Source organism: Paraflavitalea devenefica, assembly GCF_011759375.1.
Classification (GTDB): Bacteria; Bacteroidota; Bacteroidia; order Chitinophagales; family Chitinophagaceae; genus Paraflavitalea; species Paraflavitalea devenefica.
Genome location: NZ_JAARML010000001.1, coordinates 2,256,601 through 2,281,599, shown reverse-complemented (window position 1 = coordinate 2,281,599; position 24,999 = coordinate 2,256,601). Strand labels below are relative to the sequence as shown.

The following is a 24,999-nucleotide window of genomic DNA, read 5'->3' as shown; positions in this document are numbered from 1 at the left end:
TGCTTTTACAGTTAAAATAAATCATTCACCGAAGGCATGGTAAACTGCCTGCGCTGGTCTTCGGGTTTGGGCAGACCGAAATAGAACCAGAGGGTACGTTTTACCGGACCGTTGAATTTTGTAAACTCACCCGCCGGGCCCAGGTTGGTGGTATTGGTACTGATGTTCAAAGCCAGCTTGGTACCAATCGGTGGAATGGCATCGAGGAAAGAGATATCCCCTGCGGGCAGTGCCGGATGAGGCTGTATGCCCGACAGTCCATAAAAATTAAACAGCCTTACATATAAACCAGTATCCTTACTCGCCACCAGGAATTTACCTTCTACCGTATTCAGTTCCATCCAGGTGATATCAGCAAAATATCCTTTGAATTCCGGAAAGTTCCAGGGATAGCTGCCCGTTTGGGTGTTGTTGTACATGTTCTCCCACACATTATTGGTAACACCCTGCAGGCGGTTCTTCCATACCCGGTAAGGACCCTTGCCCAGCCATTTGGCGCTCAATACAAAGTTCTCCGGGTAACTGAAACTAATACCCGCCAATGCATAACTGCCTTGCAGGCTGTATTCATAATCAAGGCTTACCCATCCACCGGGGTGCATGGTCCAGCGGGCATATTTCAGATTACCGGTATAAGTAATTTCCACCACCCTGTTGTTACCACTGGGTGATTGTTTGATAGCGCTAAAAGTAGCTTCACCACCCACCAATACAGGACCATTGCGGAATAAAAGGTTATTACTGGCGGCATTGGTAACGCCGGTGAGTTGCCCGTTCTTCTTGCTGAAAGAAAGGGTGATGCCTGCCGAGCGTAAGGCCAGGGTGGAATCGGTCTCTGCCACGTTCACCGAATCGGTATTGGTAGAGATCACACTGCCCAGCAACTGTTCATTGCTTTTGATGTTATAGCTACGGCGATAGACCTCTTTGCCGGAGGGATCAATGGCAATGACAGTGAGCGCATCATGGTTTTTCCAATCAGCAGGCAGATTTAATGACAAGCTGCCTGATTGCGTGGCTGCAATAGCCGGACTATTGGCCGTACCCTTTTGTAAGATGGTAACGCCGGATTGTCCGCTGAAGGGTTTGGTATAGTTGACCAGTTGCCAGTTGAACCGGCATTGGCTGAGGTTGGTAAAATGATAACGGTTCTCCACCGGCAGGCTGCCGGTAAAATCAGCCGTCAATGTAGTGACCGGTATTTTAACCGGTGAGAATATTTCGCGGATGGCATAAAAGCTGCCTTCTTTTTCGCGGTGAGGGCCTACTACGCCGTCGGGTGCATTGACACCATTCACATCAATACGACCGTTAAAATCCGTACGCACGATCCCCTCATCTACCAGCGCCCAGAGGAAACCACCGCCCGATTTTTTAGCCTGCCAATGCAGCTCCCAGAAATCATGCAGGGCTGCCCCGCCGCCACCATCATCCTGGCAATGCAGGAATTCGGTAGGCATGTAAATATCCGGGCCATTCAGGATGTTCCTGCTGCTGTAGTAATCTTCATAATGATTGCAATCAATACCGTTAAAGGTATTACCGGGACGATGATGCGCATGGGTCACCGGGCGATTGCTCAGGTCATACAATCCGTAATCATCATCCAGTTCTTTATTGTGTCCACCTTCATTGCCATTGCTCCAGAAGATGATGGAAGGATGGTTGGCATCACGGGTCACCATTTCTTTTACCAGTGGCGCGCCTGCTTTGGTGCTGTAGGCTTTTTGCCAGCCGGCCAGTTCATCCAGTACATACAGGCCCAGTGAATCGCATAGTTCCAGGAAACGTTTATCGGGCGGATAGTGGGAACAACGCACGGCGTTCATGTTCATTTCCTTGATGAGCTGTATATCGGCGAGGTCAATAGCCGGGCTTACCGTACGACCGGTCTCGGGCCAGAAGACATGGCGATTGATCCCCTTCATTTTTATTTGCACACCATTGAGGTAGATACCATCGCCTTTACGTATTTCTATGGTGCGGAATCCAAAACGTTCTTTGGTTTGGTAGCCGGGTTGCGTACCATTGCCCAGCACTACCTGCACCGTATACAGGTGAGGCGTTTCGGCTGTCCATAATTGCGGATTGTTTACCTGGGTAGTGAGTTTTACCAGCGAGTCATTCGCTTTTACCGGTTGCCGTATGGTAGCTACTGTTTTACCGGCTGCATCTTTGATGATGGCCGTCAGTTGCCGGGACAGCCGGATATTTTTTAGTAATATATTCATGGCAAAGCTGCCATCGGCCCGCGCATCTATAGCGGTATAATCAATATACTCTTTGGGTACTGCTTCGAGGTATACAGGACGGAAGATGCCTCCGAAGATCCAGTAATCGGCCAGGCGCTCTGCATTGTTCACCGATTCATCGGCCGACATTTTGCTTACCGTCACTTCCAGCTTATTGGGCTTGCCGGCCAACAGCTTATCGGTGATATTGTATTTGAAACGGTAGAAAGCGCCCTGGTGCACAGCGCCTGCCAGTTGCCCGTTGATCTTTACTTCGGCATCCGTCATTGCCCCTTCAAAAACGATGAAGACCTCTTTATTTTTCCAGGCTGACGGTACGGTGAATTGGTGCCGGTACATGCCCTTCTCTTCCGCAAAGCGGAAATTACGGCCATAGGTTTTATAATCACGTCCATAATTATAAGCCCCAAATCCCTGCTGTTCCCAGCAGGAAGGCACTTGTATGGTTGTCCAGGAGCCGCTTTTACGACCTGCGGTGCAATAAAAATCCCAGCTTATGGTGTGATCCTTATCTGTGCCGGAGAGGTATTTGATCTCTTTTTCCTGACCGGCTGTAGTGGCGGTAATGGCCATGAAGAGCATGGCGCTTATGGTGCGATGAAAATTCATATCGTGTTGAAAGAAACTCTACTATCTCCCCTTCTTCTTTGGCTTCAGCTTATCATATACCGGCTTATTGCGGTCGCAGGTGAGCTCACCATCCTTGTATTCCAGCATGGCCAGTTGTATAAGGGTGCGTTTATCATCAACACTTCCCCGCGGAGCAGGTTTATCCTTCCTCCTGCCGGGATGCGTGAAATAGTATAAGTACACTTTGTCATCATTCACCACCACATCGGCATGGCCGCCGATGGCCTGGTCTTCTGCACCCGTACCCGGCTCTTCCAGTATGCGGGTGTTTTGCTTTTTCCATTGCAACAGGTCGGCAGAGTTATAGATATCCATTCCTTTCCATACATCTACGACCATCCAGTATTGGTCTTTCCAGCGGAAGACTTTGGGTCCTTCCCCTCTTGCAGCAATGGCTTTTCCTTTATCTTCCCAGTGGTACAGGTCTTTGCTATCGGCATACCAGATAGACTTACCATCTTTTTCATTGTTGTACCACAAACGCCAGTTGCCGTCCGGCAAGCGATATACAGAAGCGTCTATCACTTTATCATTTACGAGTGACAGGGTAGATTCATATTGCCAGTTGAGTAAATCCTTACTGGTGCAGTGCACAATGTTGCGGGGATGGTTCCAGTCGGCGAAAATGCCGGGCACATAGGTAAGGTACATATGCCAGGTACCGTTGTGTTCTATAATATCCGGCGCCCAGAAAGTGTAACCTGCATCGGGCCGGTAATTGATATTGGCCGTATCCTTGTATTTCCAGTGAATGCCATCATCCGATTCAGCAATGCCTATCCGGGTGCCATGCACCCACTTTACGCCGGAGGAGTCGGGCATGGTAGCACGGCGGTTGGTATAGAACATCCACCATTTCTTTATGGCCGGGTTCCAGATCACCACCGGATCGGCTGCACCATCATATACCGGATCGCGGTACAATGGTTTGGGAGCGGCCTGCTGGGTATAAGCCAAACAACTGAAGTGAATCAATATAATGATACAAACTACTCTCATGGTAATACTTTTTACCGGCAATCGGCAGTGCTTCCTATTCACCGGCATCTATTCCTACTAATCCTATAAATCTTTTAAATCATGGTTCAGACTAATTTCACTGCCTGCCTGGCCAGCAGTTTCCATTCTTTTCCCTGTTTTTTCCATACAGTAAGGATGGCCAGTTTTACAGAGCCGGGATTACCGCCATCATTGGTTTGTGCGGCCAGCTTGTGACGTACAACGGCCACATCGCCCGATACGGTGATGGTTTGCTCAGTCAGGTCAATCGACACAAAGTCAGATTTGCCACTGGCAATGGCTTCCACAAAAGCCGCCTTGTCTTCTATCTTACCGCCGGAATGGCCATAGCTTAATTTATCATCTGCTATTTTTTCCAGGGATGCTTTTTCGCCACTGACCATCGCTTGCCGGAGTGTTTCTACGGCAGCAGCCACGGCTGCTTCGTCTTTGCTTTGTGCTGTAACAGTCATAGTGATAAGGTTTACCATGAATAACAAGCTCATTAGTTTGATACGCATAGAATGTATTTTTTGCGGGTTGAGAATAGCCCCAAATTAGCTTTTATTCTATTATACGCGACGGGTCCGGTTGCTTAATTTTCAGCTTATCTATAAACACGATTGGCGTAAGTGTAACCTCTGTTGTCAGCCCGGAAGCCTTTGGTGTCCAGTTCACGGCCGTGAATAATCCGTCCGCTCCGCGGTTGGCCGGCAGCCTGGCCGGGAAGTTGGTATTGTAAAATTTCTTCCAACCCACTCCTTTTTTATCCATATCGGCAATGCGGTTGGCCATGCCATTGGTTACTCTTATTTCCAGCAGGTTACTGGCTTTCAGATCACCCGCCCAAATCACTGTTTGGAATACCGGGCCTATTAAGGTGGCTATCCGTTTGCCATTCAGGAATACTTCGGCCGATTCCTGTACGTTGCCCAGATCCAGCAGGAAGTAATCCGTTTCTGCAGCAGGCTCCGCAAATGTTATTTTATAGACAGCCGTACCAGAAAACTTCTTTACTTCTTCTCCCGGCCATTCGGTCCAGGAAGTGAGCTGTGTAGTGGTAGTAGCTGCAGGCAATACGGGCCCACCGCTGATGAATGACACATTCCAGGTGCCTTCGATCTTAATGGCTTTACCGGTAGCACCATAATAAGGGAAGACCTCACCACCCGGAGATTTGGCTGCTGTTTGCAACACGCAACTTTCGCCCGGGTTGAGTTGCAGGTAAACAGCGGTCTGTCCACCGGTCTCTTTCTGCACAACCGCCCTTCCCTGCCTTCCCTGCATGGGATCGAACAGCGCAACATGGTCAGCAGCAGTGCTGATGTTCACCAGGCTATCCACGCGTTGCTTGCCCGTATTGGTAATGAAATAATATTTACCGCCGCCGGGTATCGTTCTGCGTATACACTGTAATCCTTGTGCTGCCATGGTTTCCTGCGGTACTTTCGCAGCGGTCAACAGTTGTTGAAGATTATCACCCAGTATAAACTTCCCTTTACCAAGAACTGCCTGTTGCATACCATTGGCCCTTGTAAACTTTAATTGGGCCAACAAGTTCTTAAAGGCAGCCTGGCGTTTATCAAGTGTTCCATAACCAGGTACATCACCGGGTAATGTTTTATGTACTATAACCGTGGCGCCGTTCTGTGCCAATGTTACCAGCTTTTGCAGGGTTTCCAGCGGCAGGTATTTGGTTTCAGCCAGCAAGATGGTCTTGTAAGCATTACCACCCGACAATAAGCCTGTACCATTGTTCTTTACCTGTTGCAGTTGCTTATCGGAGAATATGTCAAAAGCATAACCCTTTTCCAGCATCCAGGCAGCGCTGTTTTTAAAATCAGTGTTCTCAAAACCTTCCATGCCATCGAAGTGATGCAGGAGGTCGCGGCCCGGTTCGGCAAAACGGTCGTAGATGGGGAAGTACAATAACACATCATTATCCGGTTTACCGGCCTGCAGGAACGACTGGCAACGCGCTACGTATTGATTGAGTGTTGGGAAATCTTTCCAGAAGGGATTGTTGGGATGGAAGTGTACGGCGGCATAGAATAACCAGCCCGGCCAGGGATCATCTTTAGGAGAGTAGTTGGTGCCATGATAGAAGATATGGTTCACTCCACCAACGAAGTATTTGTCCAATGCCAGCTTCACATCGCCCAGGGTAGACAGAAAATGTTCATTGAGCCAGGTGGCAGCTTCTGCGGAGGCCAATGGCTTGCCCATCACATGTGCCGTGGAAGTAGCAAATTTAAACCGTAAGATATCAGTGCCTTCTGTTTCCGGAATATCAATAGCGCCATAGAGGTCTAAGATATTGGCCGGTGAACCGTGCGACTGGTTGCGGATGAGCGCCCCTTTTGCTTTGGCCCAACTGTGCCAGGGTGTAGTGAATTTTTCCAGCAGTAATTCAGAAATGGTTTGCCGGTAGTCGCTCAACACCCGCTCGTTCTTCTCTTTGGTATCCTTGCCATAGAGAGCAGGCAGTTCTTTCCGGAGATCGTAGCCGCGCCGTTGCTGAAAGGCCTGCAGTATACCCGGTGTCCAGTTGGCTTGCCCGCGCGCATCATCCACTTCATACGAGTCATTGAAAAAGGAGCGGATGCCTTTTACACCTTTACCGGCAAAGGCTTTATCAAAGTATTGCAGGTAATGTTGCAAGGCCGGTAAGGAAAAGTGGTCTATTACATCTCCCTCGCCGCCGGGCGCAGCACGTTCAACCATTTTACCATGCCATCCCTGGAACAACCCATACAGGGTCCAGTTGCCCACAGGCGCTGTCCAGTTAAGTGTTCCGTCGGCACTTACTTTAGCAGTAAGGTCCTGGCTATTCCCTTGCTCATCATACCCCATCAACAGGGTCACTGGCAGTTGCTTTTCATAACGTACCTGGTCAAAAGCATATTCCTGCAGGTTCTTATTGGTAGCAATGGGCCAGGTCAATGTTTTTATATCTACCGGTTTACCGCTCACGGTACGCACCAGCGGTTGTTGGGTAAAGGTAATTTTCTCTGTAAGCTGTTCACCTCCTTTGAGGTTCCATGTTTTCAGGTTCACATTTTTACAGGCATCTTCGGGTGTAACCCAGGGACCGCCAAAGGGCCAGCCGGTACCAGTGGCCATGTCGATGCCCATATTGAGGCGTTTCGCTTCCTGTAAGGTATATTCCAGCATACCCACCCATTTCGTGGAGAGGAAAGGAATGAATTGCTGTTCGGCACCCCGCACACCATAGATAGGTGTTATTTCCAATCCACCGAGACCAGCCTCCTGGTATTGCCGCATCAAACCGCTGAGACCGGCTTTATTGACAGCACTGCCCTCCCACCACCAGCGTGTCCAGGGTTTGGCAGTTTGGGTAATGGCTGGCCATTTGATCTGCGCCTGCACGGCAGTAACAAGAAGCAAACAGGCAATGAATGATAATTTTTTCATGGTTTCATATAGCAACGATTTAGCGTTTTACCGGATGTCTAAAGTAGGCCCCTACAGTTATTGAATCATCCTGACCTATCCTGTAAACTCCTAATTCCCATCCGGCTTTGCCACATTCATCCTTGGGCTGAGCGGCCAATGCCACTTCCTGATGTCATCGGGCTTTGCAGGATTAAAAGAACGGACGTCTTTTTTAATGTACCGGGCAAGGTCCAGCTTATTATCCTTAATACCCTGTACAATACAACGGGCTATTTCATAAGCGCCATAGGGATTGAAATGAGTATTGTCTTTTAGCTCTTTCTCCTGGCCCGGGAAGGTACGGGCAGGATAGATGACGAAGGCCAACTGACTTTTATCAGGGCCCCAGGCTTCATATAAAGTCTTACTCATATTATTGAGGTCAATAAGCGCTACTTTTTCTTCGGCAGCCGTTTGCCTTACTGCCGCAGGATAATCACCCAGGGTATTGATCACTTTCCCGGTACTGTCGAAGTTGCGGCGGTGCATGGAAGTAACCAGCACCGGTATACCACCTTTCTTACGGGTTTCATCAATAAAGAATTTCAGGTCGCGCTTGTAGGAAGTAAAAGGACCTATGCCTTCTCCTTTCTGCTTTTGGTCATTGTGGCCAAATTCAATGAAGAGGTAATCACCGGGCTTCATAAGACTCAATACTTTTTCCAGGCGGCGGGCAGACAGGAAACTGTTGAGCGCCTCCCCCGATTCTGCATAGTTGGCAATGGCAACTTTACCCGGTTGAAAGAAAGCCGGGATCATCTGCCCCCAGGCAGCATAAGGTTCTTCGGCCTGGTCTACCACCGTGGAGTTGCCTGCGAGGAATACCGTGATGGCATCCTGTACTGGAGTTATTTCAACGGCGCACACTTTAGGACGGGCATCATTGAACTCCAGCGTAAGCTTATTGTCCCAATGCAGGTAATTGAGCTCACGCGGCTTTAACCGCACTTTCCGGTTGGTACCCTGTATCAATGAGTCGCGCACATGCACGGTAAAGGATACGGTGGCAAACTTTCCCTTCTTTGTTGTGACCTGTTGCACCATCATACGACGGCATTCGGCACGGATGGTAGCTACCGTGACACTGTCTGCATCCCCCAGGATAACAGTCACATTGTAATTGCCTTCCGGCAGTTTTACCGAAAACTGGAAAGGAAGGTCACTGGTAATAAAATCACTGCGCAATGCATCCTTGCCGCCTCTGTCAGTAGCGATCAGGTCGGCTCCGCGCTCAAAGCCATAACCGGTTTGTTCATTGTAAAAAGTGGTAGGGCCTACGGCGGTATAACCGGCAGCAGTGGGGCCTGTACCGAGGTCAAAGCGCCAGGCATTGGTTTGGGCATTCAGTAACAAGGAAGTAAGGCAAGCAAGCAGTGCTATAAAATGTTTCATACATTGTATTATTCTGAATACTGGATTCTGAATTCTATATTCTATTTCTCATAATACTGCAGCGCGCTGTCGTTGATCCTGTATTTATTTTTCTGCAATAAATCATAAATAGCGGCGCCAGCCAGTAATACAGGGCCATAGCCATGCGCGGCATATACATTTACCGGACGATAGTAATAAAAGGCTGGCTCAAATCCCATACCGGTGCCCACGCAGGTGCCTTCTACCTGTCCTTTATCATTTACTTTGGTAGATACAGCATTCCAGGCCAACAATGCCATGGGGCCATACGCTACAGGATCAATCCATCCTTTTTGAATGGCATGGGCAATGCAATAAGTATAGATGGCTGTAGCAGATGTTTCGAGGTAAGAGTCATTGCGGTCCAGCAACTGGTGCCAGAAGCCTGAGCCTGACTGATAAGCCGCGAGCCCTTTTATATGAGCACGTAACAGCTCCAGCACTTTGGCGCGGCCGGGATGATTTTCCGGCAATACATCCAGCAATTCCACTTTTGTCATAATGGCCCATCCGTTGGCCCTTGCCCAATGAAATTGCGGATGTTCCTGCATGCCCTGTACCCAGCCATGCATATACACATTCTTTTCTTTATTGAACATGCGTTCAGAAAACTGCGTGATCTGCTTTACGGCGTCATCGAAATATTTCTGATCACCGGTGAGCTTGCCCATTTGCGCCAGGGCCGGCACGGCCATATAAAGATCATCGAGCCAGATGGTATTGGGATGCGGCCGGTTGCGGGCCAGGGTACCATCGGGCAGCCTGAATTCTTTGGTAAAGATGTACTGCATGAAATTGTCAATGAGCGGCCGGAGGTTCTTTACGGCGCCGGCACGTTCTGTTTTGATCATAGCAGCGCACATAGCCCCGGCATCATCCAGCGCATGCGGGTCAATGACCGAACGCAGCGGATTGCTACGGTTCTTGTATTTTTCAAAGAGCGGTTTGAAAACAGGTACCGCATCTGCCAGCAATTGCATACGGCGGGTTGTATAATCAATGTATTTCTTATCACCAGTCGCTGCTCCCACCTGCAGCATACCGCTATAGGTAACACCCCATTCATAACTGGTGAGGCGAAAATCGCCGGGCTTGAAGATAGTGCTGGTATCGGCCCCGCTTAGACTGGACAGTACAGCTCCGGAATTACGATTAATAAATTGCGGAGGCGTGACGGCATCGAGGTAATCATATATCCTGTCCAGTACTTTTTTCACCGCTTCAGGAGCAGGTGGATCATAAGGTACCGGGTAGTTTACTTTCAGGGCATGCAACGGTGCTGTTACATCATTGGCTTTTTGCGCAAAGGCAGGAAGTGCTGCACAAAGCAAGCAGGAAAATAATATACGTTTCATTGAATTATTCATATGGTGCAATATATGTTTTATCTCTTCTCAACCATCCCGGTCTTTCTCGTGCCTTCCAACAAAACAAAAGGACGGTCAATAAAAATTGACACGTCCGTTGCTTGCTATTCTACTAACTAAGACTGCGCTCATTAATTGTAGCCCGCGTTCTGATAGGCTGTGATTTCCTCCCCCGTCAATGGCCTTCCGTTGATCTTTAATGAAATGATCTGCGGAAGGGGTATGGGCCTGAGTTTATGGAATGGTGACAGGTTAGTGGCATCCGCATTGTACAGTTTTGTCCTGGCATACAAAGACTCTGTACGGGCCAGGTCTTCCCAACGGTACAACTCGCCGCACAGTTCACGGGTCCTTTCATTCAGCATGAAATGAATGAAGCGTTCTTCCGTGGAGCTAACGGTGGGCGGATACATTTCGCTGGCGGCATTGGTCGTAAACAAGGCTGCTGTAGCCTGCATGGCTGTTTCTGTACTGTTCACGTCTCCTTCTGTACCTCCATAGAATAACCAATGGTGCGGGTTCTTTGGTTCACCCGCCTTATAAGCTGCCCTTTTCCGTACTACATTCACGTATTCCAGTGCTTTCGCATAATCCGCCTTGCGTCCATAAGCTTCGGCCACGATGAGGTAAGTTTCCGCCACCCTGGCCAGTGTGCCGTTTCGGATACCTCTTTCTTCCTGCAGGTCGGCAGTAAGGCGCACGCCATCGAGGAATTTTATCAGGGTTAAATATTTATTGTCTGAGAAATCAGAAGTGATAGGCGATGAAGGTGTCCGCTGTTTATAACGGGCGTATACCCGGGCACGGAACTTCGCACTGTCGATAAGCGTAAAGGGCCGGTCGATCGTATTCACTACGAAGAGGCCGGCTGTATCACCGATACCCACCATCTTCTTACCCACCAGGTCGGGGCTGGGTGCATTGGCAGCCGTAAACACCGGGATGGCCGCGGAATTGGCATGACTGGTAGGAGCATTCCTGTAATATACTGTTTGAAAAGATTTGAAGAACCGGGAATCATTTATCCTGTCGAATATATCAATGGTATAATCCGTGGGCCGTAAGCGGCGGAAAGGCCTTCCATTAAAAGCATCGCGGATCATGCCGGGGATCGGAATACCTGCATCGTACTGTGTGGGATAATACAAGTGTACGCGGTTGCCACTTCCGGCAATCGCCAGGTTATTACTGAACTGGGCAGCAAAAATGATCTCTGTGCTGTTGTTATTGGCCGCCAGCTTGGAGGCATCACCCAAAGGTGTAGCACCATCAAAGCCGGGCTTGGGTGGCGTGTGATTGGCATAGCTGGCGCTGTAGAGATTGGCATAGTTAGCCTCCAGGTTATGGGCGCCTGCTTTAATGACCGAATCACCATAGATGATGGCGCTGTCCAGATCGGTTGCTTTCTGGCCGCGGGCCTCTGTAACAGCGCTGGCCCTGGTAAGGTAGGCTTTTGCGAGGAAGTGGTAGGCTACAGATTTGGATATCCTGCCACGCTCGCTGGGTATCGCATAGGAAAGTACCGGCGCTACGCTTCGCAGGTCGCCAATGATCTGCTCATAAATAGCTGCCACGCTCGCCCGGGGAAATTCAGTACGCAGCGTATCCGAAGATTGATTCACCAGGGGTACACCACCAAACTGCTGCACAAGCTGGAAGAAATAATAAGCGCGCAAGGCCCTTAATTCTGCTATGCGCTGATTACGCTGGGCAGGTGTGCCCAGCAGGCGGGAATTGGCATCGGTAAAAGCGCTGATCAGTTCTATTCCCAAATTACAGCGGTTGATACCTGCATAGCTATTGGTCCAAAGGGTATTCACAAATCCGTCCGAACCGTTGGGATTCAGGAGGGAATTGTATTTATTCCAATGTTCATTGTTAAACTGATCACCCAGCCGGAATTCATCGGTGCCAAAATTCCAGAGCGCATAAGATTGTTCTCCTTCAAATTTCCAGCGCAAGGGCGCATAAGCCGATTTCACCAGATCTTCCATACCCTGATCGGTCTTATAATAATCCATCGTTAAAGTAGTGACCAGGTCTTCCTTGATAAACTTCTTACAGGAAACCACCGTACCGATGGTGATCAGGACAGCTATTACCGTTATTTTATATAGTATTTTCATTGGTTGTTCTTTTTTTGGCAAACAATTGATTTGCTTACAGGCCCAGTCTTACCCCTACCACAAAACTTCTGAAACTGTAAGAGTTGGGACCGGGGTTATTGGTAGTGGAATTGAACTGCTCCGTATACTGGATCGTTTCAGGGTCGTACGGTGATTTATTATGGAACAGGAATGGATTCACGGCATTAATATATACCGACATGGAGTTGGCCTTTACTTTTGACAGCAGCGACTGCGGCACCCGGTAAGTAAGCGAAATATTCCGGATGCGTACAAAGCTGCCATCACGATAGCCCAGCGTCTCCCAATAGGTAGGCACATCGGAAGTACGCGTGGGCTGCTGGTATTCATTAGATGGATTAGTAGGCGTCCAGTAATTGACCCGGCTGGATTGGAAACGGCCCACCAGGCCGGGACGTGGCACCCGGTACATACCGCCTTTGCGGATGTAGATCAGGCAGCTCACTTCAACATTCTTATAGCTGATGGTATTGGTGATGCTGCCGGTCCAATCGGCATTATCATAACCCAATACGGTTTTATCATTCCCATCCAGGAGGGTATCGCCATTAATATCCCGTACTCTTATTTTTCCGGGCCGGTATAACGTGTTGGCTGCGTTGGTGCCCTTTGTCCAGAGGTAATCCTTCAGGTAGCCGCCTTTGGCAGTATCGCCATATTGGTAGATGCCGTCGGACACATAATTATAATATACCCGTATCGGCTGGCCCACCATCCACAGGTTGAGCAGGTTATTATTGTTGGTACCGTCGATGGTCACGATGGATTCCTTGTTCTTACTGAACACGATATCAGTGGTCCAGGTAAATCCACCTTTATTAATATTCACTGAGCTGAGGGAAACGTCAATACCCTTATTACTTACTTCACCCAGGTTAATGTACATGGTGCTTACGCCGTTGGCAGAAGGGATACGCATTTCCTGCAACTGATCGGTAGTAGAGCTTTTGTATACATCCACACTACCCGTGATCCTGTTGCCCAGAAATCCAAAGTCAATACCTGCATTAATGGTGGCTGTTTTTTCCCAGGTCAGGTTGGGTGTTTTAAAAGTAGTGGGCGCCAGGCCTACCACAGCCGTTCCATTGGTCCAGTTGTAGTTGGTAAAATCAAGCGGGCCGTTGGTACGGTAGGGAGGGATGGAGGAGTTACCTACCAGGCCATAGCCTACGCGCAGCTTGGCAGTGCTTACCACGTTCTGGTTGGCAAAAAATGCTTCATTGTCAAGACGCCAGGCAACAGCAGCGGAAGGGAACCACTGTCCTTTACTGCCTTCGGCCAGTACAGAAGAATTGTCGTAACGGTTACTGAGCGTTAAGTAATATTTGTTTTTGTAGTTGTAGTCGATCCTTCCCATATAAGACAGTAACTGCTGGGCGCTGTAGCTACCGCTACCGGTAGTTACGCCGAGGGTATTGCGGTTGAGCGAATACCATTTTTGCTCTTCAAAAATGAGGTTGTTGGCAGAGAGGGCCAATACATCTGTTTTGTTGAGGCTCTGCATTTCATGCAGCAGGGTAATGTTAAAAGAGTGGTCCTTTTTAATCTTGAAGTCATAATACAGCAGGTTGTCATACACCCAGGAAATACTGTTGGTGATGGTATGGCTGGCGCTGGCGGCACCACCCTGCCGTACAGAGCTGAGGGAACCATTGAACTGTCCCTGGCGGCTATTACGGGAGTCAATGCCAAAAACAGCCTTGTACCGTAAGCCTTTTAATAAATTTACTTCTCCATATACATTACCAAAAATGCGGCTCACTTTCATTTCATTGAATACCGTGTTCACATCATTCATGGGGTTCACAATATTCTGGTCGCCACCTGCGTACAGGAGAAATTTACCTGTACTGTCATAAGGTTGTGCAAAAGGCAATTGACCGGAAGCAGCACCATACATACTAGGGCCTATATTCTGTACACTATTGGAATAAGTAATGCTATTGCCGAAGGTGAGGAATCTGGCAGGCTTGAACTCCGTGTTATTACCAATGGTATAACGGGTATAATCCTGACCGTACTCAATACCTTTCTGGTTGAAATAACCGGCATTAAAGCTGGCCCTGATCTTATCGCTTCCTGCTGTAATGGTAATGTTGTGCGAGTTGGTGATCCCCTGCCTGATAGCGCCATCCTGCCAGTTGTATCCTTTTACTTTGGAAGGATCATATAGATCCACGCTGTCGAGTACAGGTAGCTTCAGGTTGGCCAGTACGGTCTTTTCTTCCTGCGTGGTGGGACGCTTTACGGCTATATAAATATTATTGGCCCGGTCAAATACGCGCCACTGGTAAGCTGCTTTAATAACGGCAAGTGTGTATACGTCACCGTCGAACAGGTTAATATCAGCGGCTGCGTTGGGATAGTAATTATTGGGCTGGGAAGTATTCTGCGTAGCATTATACACCCTGTCGGCAGAGAAGGCCTGACGCCAGGCATCCATGAGTTCGGGGGCGCTGAAAACAGGCAGGTCTTTCAACAGGTTCTCGAATGAAACACTGCCGCTGTATTCAATGCTCACCTTACCTGCCTTGCCTTTTTTGGTCGTGATCTGTATCACACCATTGGCGCCGCGCACACCATAGATAGCAGTGGCGGATGCATCTTTCAGTACATCAATCGTCTCAATATCCAGCGGGTTCATATCATCAATGGTATAGCTTACCGGAATACCATCTACCACATATAAAGGTTCATTACTGGCCGAGAGGGAGCGGTTGCCGCGGATACGTATCCTTGATCCGGATCCTGGGCGAAAAGAGCTGGCCATGGCTTCCACGCCTGCCACACGGCCTTGCAGGGCCTGCGTAACATTGGTAACCGGCACCGACCTGATCTTTTCACTGTTGATAGAAGCGGTGGAGCCAGTTACATCGCCTTTTTTACGGGTACCATATCCTATCACCACCACATCTTCCAGCGCTTTGGCTTCTGCCACCAGGGTTACCGTAATACTGGTGTTGTTGTTCAATTTTATTTCCTGTGAGAGATAACCTATATGACTCACCACCAGGGTAACATTGGCGCCCGGCACAGGCAGACTGAAAGCACCTTTATCGTTGGTAGTGGCAGAAGTGCCGGTCCTTCTTACCGCTACCGTGGCGCCCACCAGTGGTTCATTTTTTTCATTGAGAATGATGCCGGTAATGGTGGTATCGAACCGTGGAGGCGGATCAGTCAAGAAACCATCATTAACAAAGTGATCTTTAAAAGGGGGAGAATCGTTGGATTTGGGAAATACTGAGAAAGGATGTAAACATATCAATAGGATAATGCAAATCCCATAAGCATGAAGTTGGCTTTTTTCCATACAGCAGTTTTAAGGCGTAATGATTAAGATCAATCGTTAGTTGGCCTAAATTAATCACCCACTACTGGATAATCATCCTGAACTATCCTGATGCAACGACAGATAATCAAAGCACCTGTATCGTTTTAGCAATTTCAAGTACTATTTTAACCCGGGCAAAAAGCGCAAATCCTGTATGGCAGGACGCTTCAGGACGGTTACTGTAACATAAAAGTTAATTTTAGTACCGGATTATTGTGGTCTAACGATTATTGACGTGGTAATTTTTTATGCTTTTGCTATTTGCTAAACCTAATTTTTAACCCGAACCAAATTTGCTTGCCATGCTATATGATGACTGCCTTAGTTGCTATGCAGCAGCTTTTTGTCCCTCCGTTGCAGGCGCTTCCCCGTTGATGATACTACGGGACAACCGGCTTATCAGCCACTTTTCAGCCGAAAAACACGACCGATGTAAATTTTCCGGACAAAATTATCCGGGCAGTTCACCCTGCCTGTAAATGTTATTGTTGTTCATTATAAAACGGTAGGTATTGATATGCCTGCCGCTACCTGTCCTTGCTGTATACCTTAACGGCTGCCTTATCCCTCCCATTTATATACATCGTTTCAAAAAAGAAAAACAGACAATTTCTATGCACAAGCTTCTACAAAAGATGCTCCTGGTTGCAACGATTATGTTGCTGCTGGTGGGTTGCCGCAAGAAAGCATTTGATGAGTATTATGGACGTCCGGACTCCCTGGAACCGCCTATCTATCAGCAACTGGCGGCAAGAGGTAATTTCAAGCACCTGCTGGCGGTAATAGACAAGGCAGGTTATAAGAATACCCTGGGTGCAGCAGGTTACTGGACCTTTTTTGCCCCGCACGACTCCGCCTTCCAGGTTTATTTCGCCGCCAATAATATCAATGGGGTTGATCAACTGGACAGCAATGCCTGCCGGCAGATCGTTACCTACAGCCTGGTATACAATGCCTATAAAAAGGAACGCATCGGCGATTACCAGTCCAATATCGGCTGGGTGAGCGCCAGCGCTTTCAGAAGACGTACTGCTAATTATACAGGCGTATACGATGGTGTGGACACCTTCGGAAACACCCTGAAGATGATCGCTTCCAACCGCAACGGTGTGAACTACTATGTAGAAGCCGACAATAATTATAAGTGCATTCCTTATTTCGTTGACAACTTCATGACGGCCAGGAACCTGACAGCGGCCGACTACAATTATTTCTATCCCACTACCACTTATACAGGATTCAATGTAGCCGATGCCATTGTAACGGAGAAAGACATCCCGGCAGAGAATGGAGTGATCCATATCGTTAATAAGGTCATTACCACCTTGCCTTCCATTGATCAATACCTGGCCACCAAACCGGAATACAGCCTGTTTAAAAAGCTGTTCGACCGGTTCCTGATCCAGTATGTACTGAATGCAGCGGCCACGAATAAATACCAGGCCGTAACCGGCAGCTCTGACCAGGTATATACCAAGGTCTACAATCCGCTGCTGGGTTTTGCCCTCAATAACGAGAACTTCCTGAAAGCACAGGAGAATGACGCACAGAATAATTCCTGGAGCATTTTCGTGCCTACGAATGATGCCCTTGATAACTACCTGAACACCGTTATACTGGAGCATTTTGACAAAGTAGAAGACCTGCCCATCAGCATTATCTACGATCTTGTGAATGCACACCTCTGGCAAAATGCGGTATGGCCCAGCAAGTTTAAGACTAGCCTCAATGTTATGAATGAGGAAGCGCGCTTTGATCCGGTTACTGATATAGCAGAAAAGAAGATCCTCAGCAATGGCATGTTCTATGGGACCAAGAAGGTACAGGATGCGAATGTTTTCACCAGTGTTTTCGGCAAAGCCTACCTCGACCCGAATTATTCTATGATGGTGTCTCTGCTCAACATGGAGCTCAAATTCCAGGTGTCCGATATCTACCGCAACTATACCATCTTCATGATCAGCAATGCCATGTTCAATGCAGCCGGTTATACCACAGATGTCAGTATCAGCAACAACCCTAATGATCAATGGCGTTATACACCACCTGCGGGTTCTACCATACCTGCCAGTACCGGCAGCACGGCCCGCAACCGCCTGCTGCGCATTTTGAATATGCATGTGGTGCCGTTAAAGGTCCTCAACAACTTTTCCGGCGAAGGTGTGGCAATGACGTATGGCAATGAAGTGATCGCTTATAAAAACAATACCGTGTATGGCCCCGGCAACGTAGACTCGAACAATGTAGCGACCATACAAAGTAGCAAGACGGCGAAGAACGGTATTGTTTATTATATAGACCGCATCATGGAATTCAGCGAGGCAGCGGTAGGCAAGCACATTGAAGCATTGGGCACACCCACCGGCTCCCCTTATAATGCCTTCTGGCAATTCCTGCGGAATTCTTCCCTATGGAACAATACCACAAAAGAAATACTAGGCGTAGCCTCCGGCACCTTTTATACTTTATTCGTTCCCGACAGTGCCGCCATCCAAAAGGCGGTAGATGATGGCCTGCTACCGAAGAAAGCAGACGGCAAGCCCAATTTCACGCCTACCATCCCAGCGGAAAAGTTTTTAGTAGACAAATTTATCTTATACCATTTCCTCAATAAAAGGATCATTGCAGCAGATGGCGGAGAAAGTGGCGCTTTTGAAACCAACCTCAAAAAGAGCAATGGCGATGCTACTACCATTTTTGTGAACAATGCGCCGGGCGTTATTACACTGAGTGATATGGAAAGCCGGGTAGCGCATGTAATATCCACGCCGGGCACTTACCTGAGCAACCGCTGTATGATCCACCTCACCGACAATTACTTAAAATACATTGACTAATTATTCCAAATTATATTGCAAATGAGGAAGTATTTTGTAAGAACCAGTTGCGCCCTGATCCTGGCAACCACCTGCTGGCATACCGGTTCGGCGCAAACACCTACCACAACAACCATCAGTAACCAGATCATTCGTGGAAGGGTTGTCGATACAAAAACCAAGACGCCTATTGCAGGCGCCTCTGTATCGGAAGTAGATGCTGATGGACGTATCATAAAAGGGGCCGCCACAGATATTGAAGGGAATTTTGCCTTGAAGATCACCAATGCTAAAAATAAGATATCTGTTTCCTATGTAGGTTATCAAACGGCCACCCAATCCATCAATGGCCGTACCACTGTTAATTTCTCATTAGGGGCCGGCGGCGGTGCCGACCTGGAGGAAGCCATCGTGGTAGCCGCCCGCCGGATAGATAACGGCATGGGGCAAAAAGCAGAAAGGAATTTGACCACGGCCGCCTCGCGGGTCAGCGCCAAGGATATGGAAGAGATGCAGGCCGCCAGTATTGACCAGGCTTTACAGGGCCGTTTGAGTGGTGTGGACATTACCGCCACCAGCGGTGATCCCGGAGCAGCCATGAATATCCGCATCCGCGGCGTTTCCTCTATCAACTCTACCGGCACGCCCCTGATCGTGGTAGATGGAATGCCTTATGAAACGGAAATACCCGGCGACTTTAATTTCGGGACGGCCGATGAACAGGGTTATGCACAGTTATTAAATATATCTCCCGCCGACATTCAAGAGATCACGGTTCTAAAGGATGCTGCTGCTACGGCTGTATGGGGAAGCCGCGCAGCCAATGGCGTGCTGATCATTACCACTAAACGGGGGAGCCGCGGTAAGCCAAGCATTACGTATACCTTCAAAGGCTCTACTGCCATACTACCCAATGCCATCCCGATGCTGAATGGCGACCAATATTCCACGCTGATCCCCGAAGCATTTATGAACCGCCTGGGCACAACGCTGAGTTCTTCCACCAGGGAGTTTAATTATGACCCCAATGATCCCTACTGGTATCATAATTACAGTAATAATGTGAACTGGGTAGATGCCATTAGCCGCACCGGTATCCTGCAGGACCATACCGTTTCCATGACAGGCGGCGGTGAGAAAGCAAAATATTTTGCTTCGGTCGGTTACTTCAATCAAACCGGCACCACCATCGGTACGGCGCTGAAACGGATCAACAGCCGCATTAACCTTGACTATACGATCTCGGACAGGATCAAGATCTTTACCAGTATTGCCTACACGCATACCGACCAGGACCGTAATTACCTTAGCTCCAGTGACGGTGCTATACGTAATGTGGCCTACCTGAAAATGCCCAATATGAGCATTTTTGAATACGATGAGCAGGGCAACCTGACCCCTAATTATTTTTCACCGGCCTCTAATGTGCAAGGCCAATACAGCCGCATTTATAACCCGGTAGCAATGGCCAGTGAAGCCAAGTACAGTGTGCTGGGGGAAAGGGTGGTGCCACGTTTCAAGTTAGATTATTCGATTATCAAGAACCTGCTGCGTGCCACTTTTGATATACAATTCGATATCAACAATACCAAGAACAACAGCTTCCTGCCGCAAATAGCTACCGGCCGGCCAAATACGGAAACAGTAGTGAACAGGGCTTACGACGGCGATATTGATCTGTTTAGCGTTACTACCCGTACCAATATCAACTTTACCCCCCGATTCAAAAATCCGGACCATGATTTTTCCAGCAACCTGAATATTTTCACGAGTGATTTCAAAGCGGTGAACCAGGAAGTGGTGACCTCCAATACAGCCTCTTCCCTGTTGGTAGACCCCTCCTCTCCTTCGCGCACACAAAACCAGGATCTGTCGGCTGTATCCCGCATCTCCCAAACAAGGACCGTGGGCGCTGTAGTGGTGGTGGATTACAGTTATAAGGATAAATACCTGTTTGAAGCCACGCTGCGCGGTGACGGTAACTCCCGTTTCGGGCCAGATTACAGGTATGGTTTGTTCCCCGGCGGCTCCATGCGCTGGCGTATTTCTGAAGAAGGATTCTTTAAAAAGATCAAGAAACTGGACGACCTGAGCTTCCGCCTGAGCTATGCCCTGAGTGGTAATGCGCCGCGCTATGATTATAGTTTCTTTAATACTTATAATACTTATTCCTGGAGCTACCTGGGCCAGAGCGGCGTATATCCCTCGAGCCCGGAACTGAAGAACCTACGCTGGGAAACAGTACACGGCGCCAATATTGGTATGAACGTTTCCTTATTTAAAGCACGCATACGGGCAGATATTGACGTATACCGTAACCGTACTACCGATCTTTTCGCCGGCTCTTTACAGATACCTACCACCAATGGATTTGATGGCTTGAATATGAATATCGGTACCATGGACAACCAGGGCTGGGAACTGGCCATCTGGACCATTCCTTACCGGAACAAGACCTGGACGATCGGCTTCAATTTCAACGTATCACAAAACCAGAATATTATCCGCAAGATCTCTGAATATGCGCTCAACAGCAAGGGAAATGTGGGCGCCAACGGTGAGTACCTGCGCCTGCTGCAGATTGATAATCCGTTCGGTTCCTTTTATGGCTATAAATACAAAGGCGTATATAAGGACAAGGAATCAACCATTGCGACCTCTGCCGCCGGCAAACCCATTATCGGACCCAACGGACAGATTGTATACATGCGTTTTAACTACCCCAACGTAGATTATACGTTCCAGCCCGGCGATGCCATGTATGAGGATATCAACCACGATGGCAATATTAACTATATGGATGTGGTGTACCTGGGCAACAGCAACCCTACCCTGGTGGGTGGTTTTGGTCCTACTTTCTCGTATAAAGGAAAGCTCACCTTCTCGGCCTATTTCAATTTCCGTTATGGATACGAAGTGATCAACGGCACAAAGATGTCCACTACCAGCATGATCAATTTTGATAACCAAAGTACAGCCGTACTGCGCCGCTGGCGCAAGGAAGGCGACGTGACCGATATACCCCGTGGTGTGATTGCCGGTGGCTACAACTATCTGGGCAGCGACCGCTACGTGGAAGACGCTTCTTTCCTGCGCTTCCGTACCATCACAGCCAGGTACCTATTTGACAGTAAGGTGCTGAGCAAGGTAAAGATGAAATCATTGAGTGCTTTCATTACCGCCGAGAACCTGGTTACCTGGACAAAGTATACCGGACAGGATCCCGAGGTAAGCGCCCGTGGAGCAGATCCCTTCCGCCTGGCCATTGATTATTCTATGACCCCTCCTTCCAAAATATTCACCATTGGCATTGTAGCTGGTTTTTAAACTTACTGAACATGAAAAAGATATTGATATACACTTTGAGCATTGCACTGGCAGGCAATTTTGCTTCCTGCAAAAAATGGCTCGACCTGAAGCCGCAGGATGGCATTGTGCGCGATGAGTTCTGGAAAACGAAAGAGCAGGTAGAATCGGCGGTGACCGGTATTTATGCTTCCATGCTGGGCAGCACCAGCAGCGACCGTGCTATGGCGGAATATTTTTTTATCTGGGGTGAGGCCAGGGCCGATATGGTAACACCGGGCTTCCGCGCCAGCCAGGATGAACAGGATATCGTGAACCTGAACATACTGCCTACCAATAATTTTACCAACTGGCGTTCTTTTTATCAAACCATCAACTACTGCAATACAGTAATAGAGCTGGCCCCCCCTGTACTGGAAAACGATAACACCTTTTCACAGGACCAGCTTAACCGGGCTATCGGGGAAGCACTGACCATACGATCGCTCCTGTACTTTTACCTGGTACGCAGCTTTGGTGACGTGCCCCTCAAGCTCACTGCTACAACCAGTGACCAGCAGGTAACCAATATTGCCAAAACAAGCCGCGATACGATCCTCAACCAGATCGTAACCGACCTGAAGAAAGCGGAACCTTATCTTCCGTTTACTTATGGCAATAAGAATTTTGATAAAGGCCGCGCTACGCGCTATACCGTGAATGCCCTGCTGGCCGATGTGTATCTCTGGATGGATAAATACAACGAGTGTGTGGCAGCCTGCGATAAGATTATCACATCGGGTAATTTTGGCCTTGTGCAGGAGGATGATTTCTTTGATAAGGTCTTCTATGAAGGTAACTCCAACGAAAGCATTTTTGAGTTGCAGTTCGATGCACAAAAGCTCAACCCGTTCTATGGCATGCATACACCTGGCAACCGCCGCTGGGGCGCCGCCTTCCACCTGACCGAAGATGTATACGGCATTGACCTGGTCAATACCGAACCTCAGTCAGACGTTCGCGGCGATGAGACCTCTTTCCGCGGAACTGATTTTTCTATCTGGAAATATATGGGCGCCGATAACTCGGGAGATAATTTCAGAACACAGGATCAATCCTTCGCGCACTGGATCTTTTACCGTTATGCCGATATTTTATTGATGAAAGCAGAGGCGATCAATCAACTGGACCAGCCACTGGAAGCATCCCGTATTGTAAAAACCATCCGCGAGCGGGCAAACGCACTGGAACTAAAAGAGATGGACAGCACCAACAAAAGCGCTATGACCGATTATATCCTGGAAGAGAGGCAGCGGGAGTTTGCTTTTGAAGGCAAACGCTGGTATGATGTGCTGCGCAATGCCAAACGCAATAATTATGAAGGGATGGACTTCCTGCTGAATATGGCCGCCATCAGCATTCCGCAAGACAGGCTGCAGGCAGCCCTGAATAAGCTGCGTGATAAGAACAGTCATTACTTCCCCATTTTTACCAATGAAATACAACTGAACCAGCTACTGGAACAAAATCCTTTTTATAAATAATTAATACCGCTTGTTTATGAAGCAGCAATCCGCCACACTGGCTTCTTTCATGCTGACCGCCCTGCTTACAGCCCTTATTACAAGCGGCTGTAAGAAACAACAGTTCAGAGACTCCACTACGGAGGATGTGAATATTGTGGGCTACCTGGAGAAGAACATTGATTCTTTCTCCTTATTCAAACAAATACTGGACAGGACCGATAACAGCGCCTTCCTGAATGCGTATGGTTCCTATACCTGCTTTGCACCCACGAACAGTGGTGTAAAAGCATGGCTGGCGGCTACCAATACCGCTTCTGTGGATGCTGCCGATATCAATGTCCTGAAGGAGCTGGTCAGGTTCCACCTGCTGTCGGATACCGTAACGACGGCCGCCTTTAAGGATGGCAAGTTGCCGGTACCTACTATGCAAAGCCAGTTCCTGATCACCGGCGTTACTTTTACGGAGGGTATCTCCACTTATACGGTCAACAGGCAGGCGGCCGTATTGCGCTCGAATATAAAGGTGGGTAATGGCATCATTCATGAAATTGATCATGTACTGCAGCCATCCAAGCAAACCATTGCCCAGCAACTGGAAAGCAATCCCAGCTTTTCCATCTTTGTGGAAGCTCTGAAAGCAACGGGCTATTATGATCTGCTCAATACGGTAGATCCTGATACTTCCAAACGATGGATGACAGTAATCGCAGAAAGCAACCAGGCTTTGGCCGACAGCGGTATCACTTCTTATGCAGACCTGAAAGAGCGGTATTCCAATACCGGTAATCCTGCCAACAGCAATGACAGCCTGCACATTTATGCAGCTTACCATATCCTGCGGGACATTAAATTCCTGGGAGATATTATCAACTCCGCTACCCACCAAACCTTGCAGCCGCAGGAAGTGATCAGTACGCAACTGATCAATAAGGAAGTAATCGTGAATGAGGACGTATTTGATGGTGTAGTGGAGAAAGGCATCCAGGTTATCCGGAATACCAGTGACAATGCCGCTACCAATGGGGTATGGCACGAGGCAGCCGCCCATTATATGGCAAAGTTCAGGGCGCCGGCTGCTGTGTACTGGGACCTCTGTTCATTCCCGGAGATCATGAAGCTACCTGCTTACTATAAAAAACAGAATTACCCTTTCGTGCGGACGAATGAACTGGACAAGCCTATTAAGGATATTGATTGGGAATACAAATCAGCCAGCACTACTTTGACCTACTTCTACAGTACCACCAGTTCGCTGGGCATTTACCAGTATAATAATGATTGCCTGGTATTACCATTGGGTTCCCCCAGCAGGGCTACCTGGTTTGAGTTCACCACCCCGGTGGTCATTAAAGGACGTTATAAGGTATGGGTTTGTTATAATGCGCGGAATTCAGTGGTATGTAATGTACGGATAAACGGGGATCTGATGCAAAGACCGGTTAACCTTGGCGAATTCAGGCCCGCCGGTAGCGACGCAGAACTTGAATCAATAGGCTGGAAACGTTATATCGAGTCCACTGGTTCCAATTCCGGTTATTATGTATCGCGCCTCGTGGGGATTATTGATATTAAAACCACAGAAAGGCATAAGCTGCGCCTGGAAACGGTTTCGGGAACCAACGCAAGCAATTACCTGGATATGATCCATTTTATACCGATAGATCAGAACCAGATATTGCCCCGTTTCCGTCCGGATGGAACTAAGGTTTATTAGTAATCAGCAACACTGTCACCCTGAGCCTCTCGAAGGGCTTCGACAAGCTCAGCCAGACACGCT

Annotated in this window: 12 protein-coding genes; 4 read left to right on the top strand and 8 right to left on the bottom strand. The window is 48.4% G+C overall.

Annotation, left to right across the window (positions count from 1 at the left end; translation table 11 throughout):
• Positions 1-11: 11 nt before the first annotated feature.
• From HB364_RS09265 to HB364_RS09230, 8 genes are all read right to left on the bottom strand, one after another.
• The gene (locus HB364_RS09265; protein WP_246228369.1) at positions 12-2,861 is read right to left on the bottom strand and encodes a glycoside hydrolase family 2 protein; all 2,850 of its coding nucleotides are present in this window, start codon (positions 2,859-2,861) and stop codon (positions 12-14) included.
• A 21-nt stretch (positions 2,862-2,882) separates the two neighbouring features.
• A complete protein-coding gene (locus tag HB364_RS09260) occupies positions 2,883-3,881 on the bottom strand; it encodes a family 43 glycosylhydrolase (protein WP_167287602.1) in 999 nt (332 codons plus the stop codon).
• An 86-nt stretch (positions 3,882-3,967) separates the two neighbouring features.
• A complete protein-coding gene (locus tag HB364_RS09255) occupies positions 3,968-4,402 on the bottom strand; it encodes a nuclear transport factor 2 family protein (protein ID WP_167287601.1) in 435 nt (144 codons plus the stop codon).
• A 43-nt stretch (positions 4,403-4,445) separates the two neighbouring features.
• Entirely contained in the window at positions 4,446-7,316 is a 2,871-nt protein-coding gene (locus HB364_RS09250) for a glycosyl hydrolase (RefSeq protein WP_167287600.1), read from the bottom strand.
• A gap of 90 nt (positions 7,317-7,406) precedes the next feature.
• Entirely contained in the window at positions 7,407-8,729 is a 1,323-nt protein-coding gene (locus HB364_RS09245; protein ID WP_167287599.1) for a rhamnogalacturonan acetylesterase, read from the bottom strand.
• Between the two features lie 41 nt (positions 8,730-8,770).
• A complete protein-coding gene (locus tag HB364_RS09240) occupies positions 8,771-10,105 on the bottom strand; it encodes a glycoside hydrolase family 88/105 protein (protein WP_167287598.1) in 1,335 nt (444 codons plus the stop codon).
• Between the two features lie 143 nt (positions 10,106-10,248).
• Positions 10,249-12,243, bottom strand: a complete 1,995-nt coding sequence (locus HB364_RS09235) for a RagB/SusD family nutrient uptake outer membrane protein (RefSeq protein ID WP_167287597.1) — start codon at positions 12,241-12,243, stop codon at positions 10,249-10,251.
• A gap of 34 nt (positions 12,244-12,277) precedes the next feature.
• Positions 12,278-15,574 (bottom strand): SusC/RagA family TonB-linked outer membrane protein, encoded by a 3,297-nt coding sequence (locus HB364_RS09230; RefSeq protein ID WP_167287596.1) that lies wholly within the window; start codon positions 15,572-15,574, stop codon positions 12,278-12,280.
• A 635-nt stretch (positions 15,575-16,209) separates the two neighbouring features.
• Between HB364_RS09230 and HB364_RS09225 the strand changes: the two genes are divergently transcribed.
• The 4 genes from HB364_RS09225 to HB364_RS09210 are packed head-to-tail and all read left to right on the top strand — an operon-like array spanning position 16,210 to position 24,936.
• The gene (locus HB364_RS09225; protein ID WP_167287595.1) at positions 16,210-18,432 is read left to right on the top strand and encodes a fasciclin domain-containing protein; all 2,223 of its coding nucleotides are present in this window, start codon (positions 16,210-16,212) and stop codon (positions 18,430-18,432) included.
• A 21-nt stretch (positions 18,433-18,453) separates the two neighbouring features.
• Positions 18,454-21,738 carry a SusC/RagA family TonB-linked outer membrane protein gene (locus tag HB364_RS09220; protein ID WP_167287594.1) on the top strand — a complete coding sequence of 1,095 codons (3,285 nt, stop codon included), beginning with the start codon at positions 18,454-18,456 and terminating at the stop codon, positions 21,736-21,738.
• A gap of 11 nt (positions 21,739-21,749) precedes the next feature.
• Positions 21,750-23,240, top strand: a complete 1,491-nt coding sequence (locus HB364_RS09215; protein WP_167287593.1) for a RagB/SusD family nutrient uptake outer membrane protein — start codon at positions 21,750-21,752, stop codon at positions 23,238-23,240.
• Between the two features lie 16 nt (positions 23,241-23,256).
• On the top strand, positions 23,257-24,936 hold the full coding sequence (locus tag HB364_RS09210; protein ID WP_167287592.1) for a fasciclin domain-containing protein: 1,680 nt from the start codon (positions 23,257-23,259) through the stop codon (positions 24,934-24,936).
• Positions 24,937-24,999: the final 63 nt, after the last annotated feature.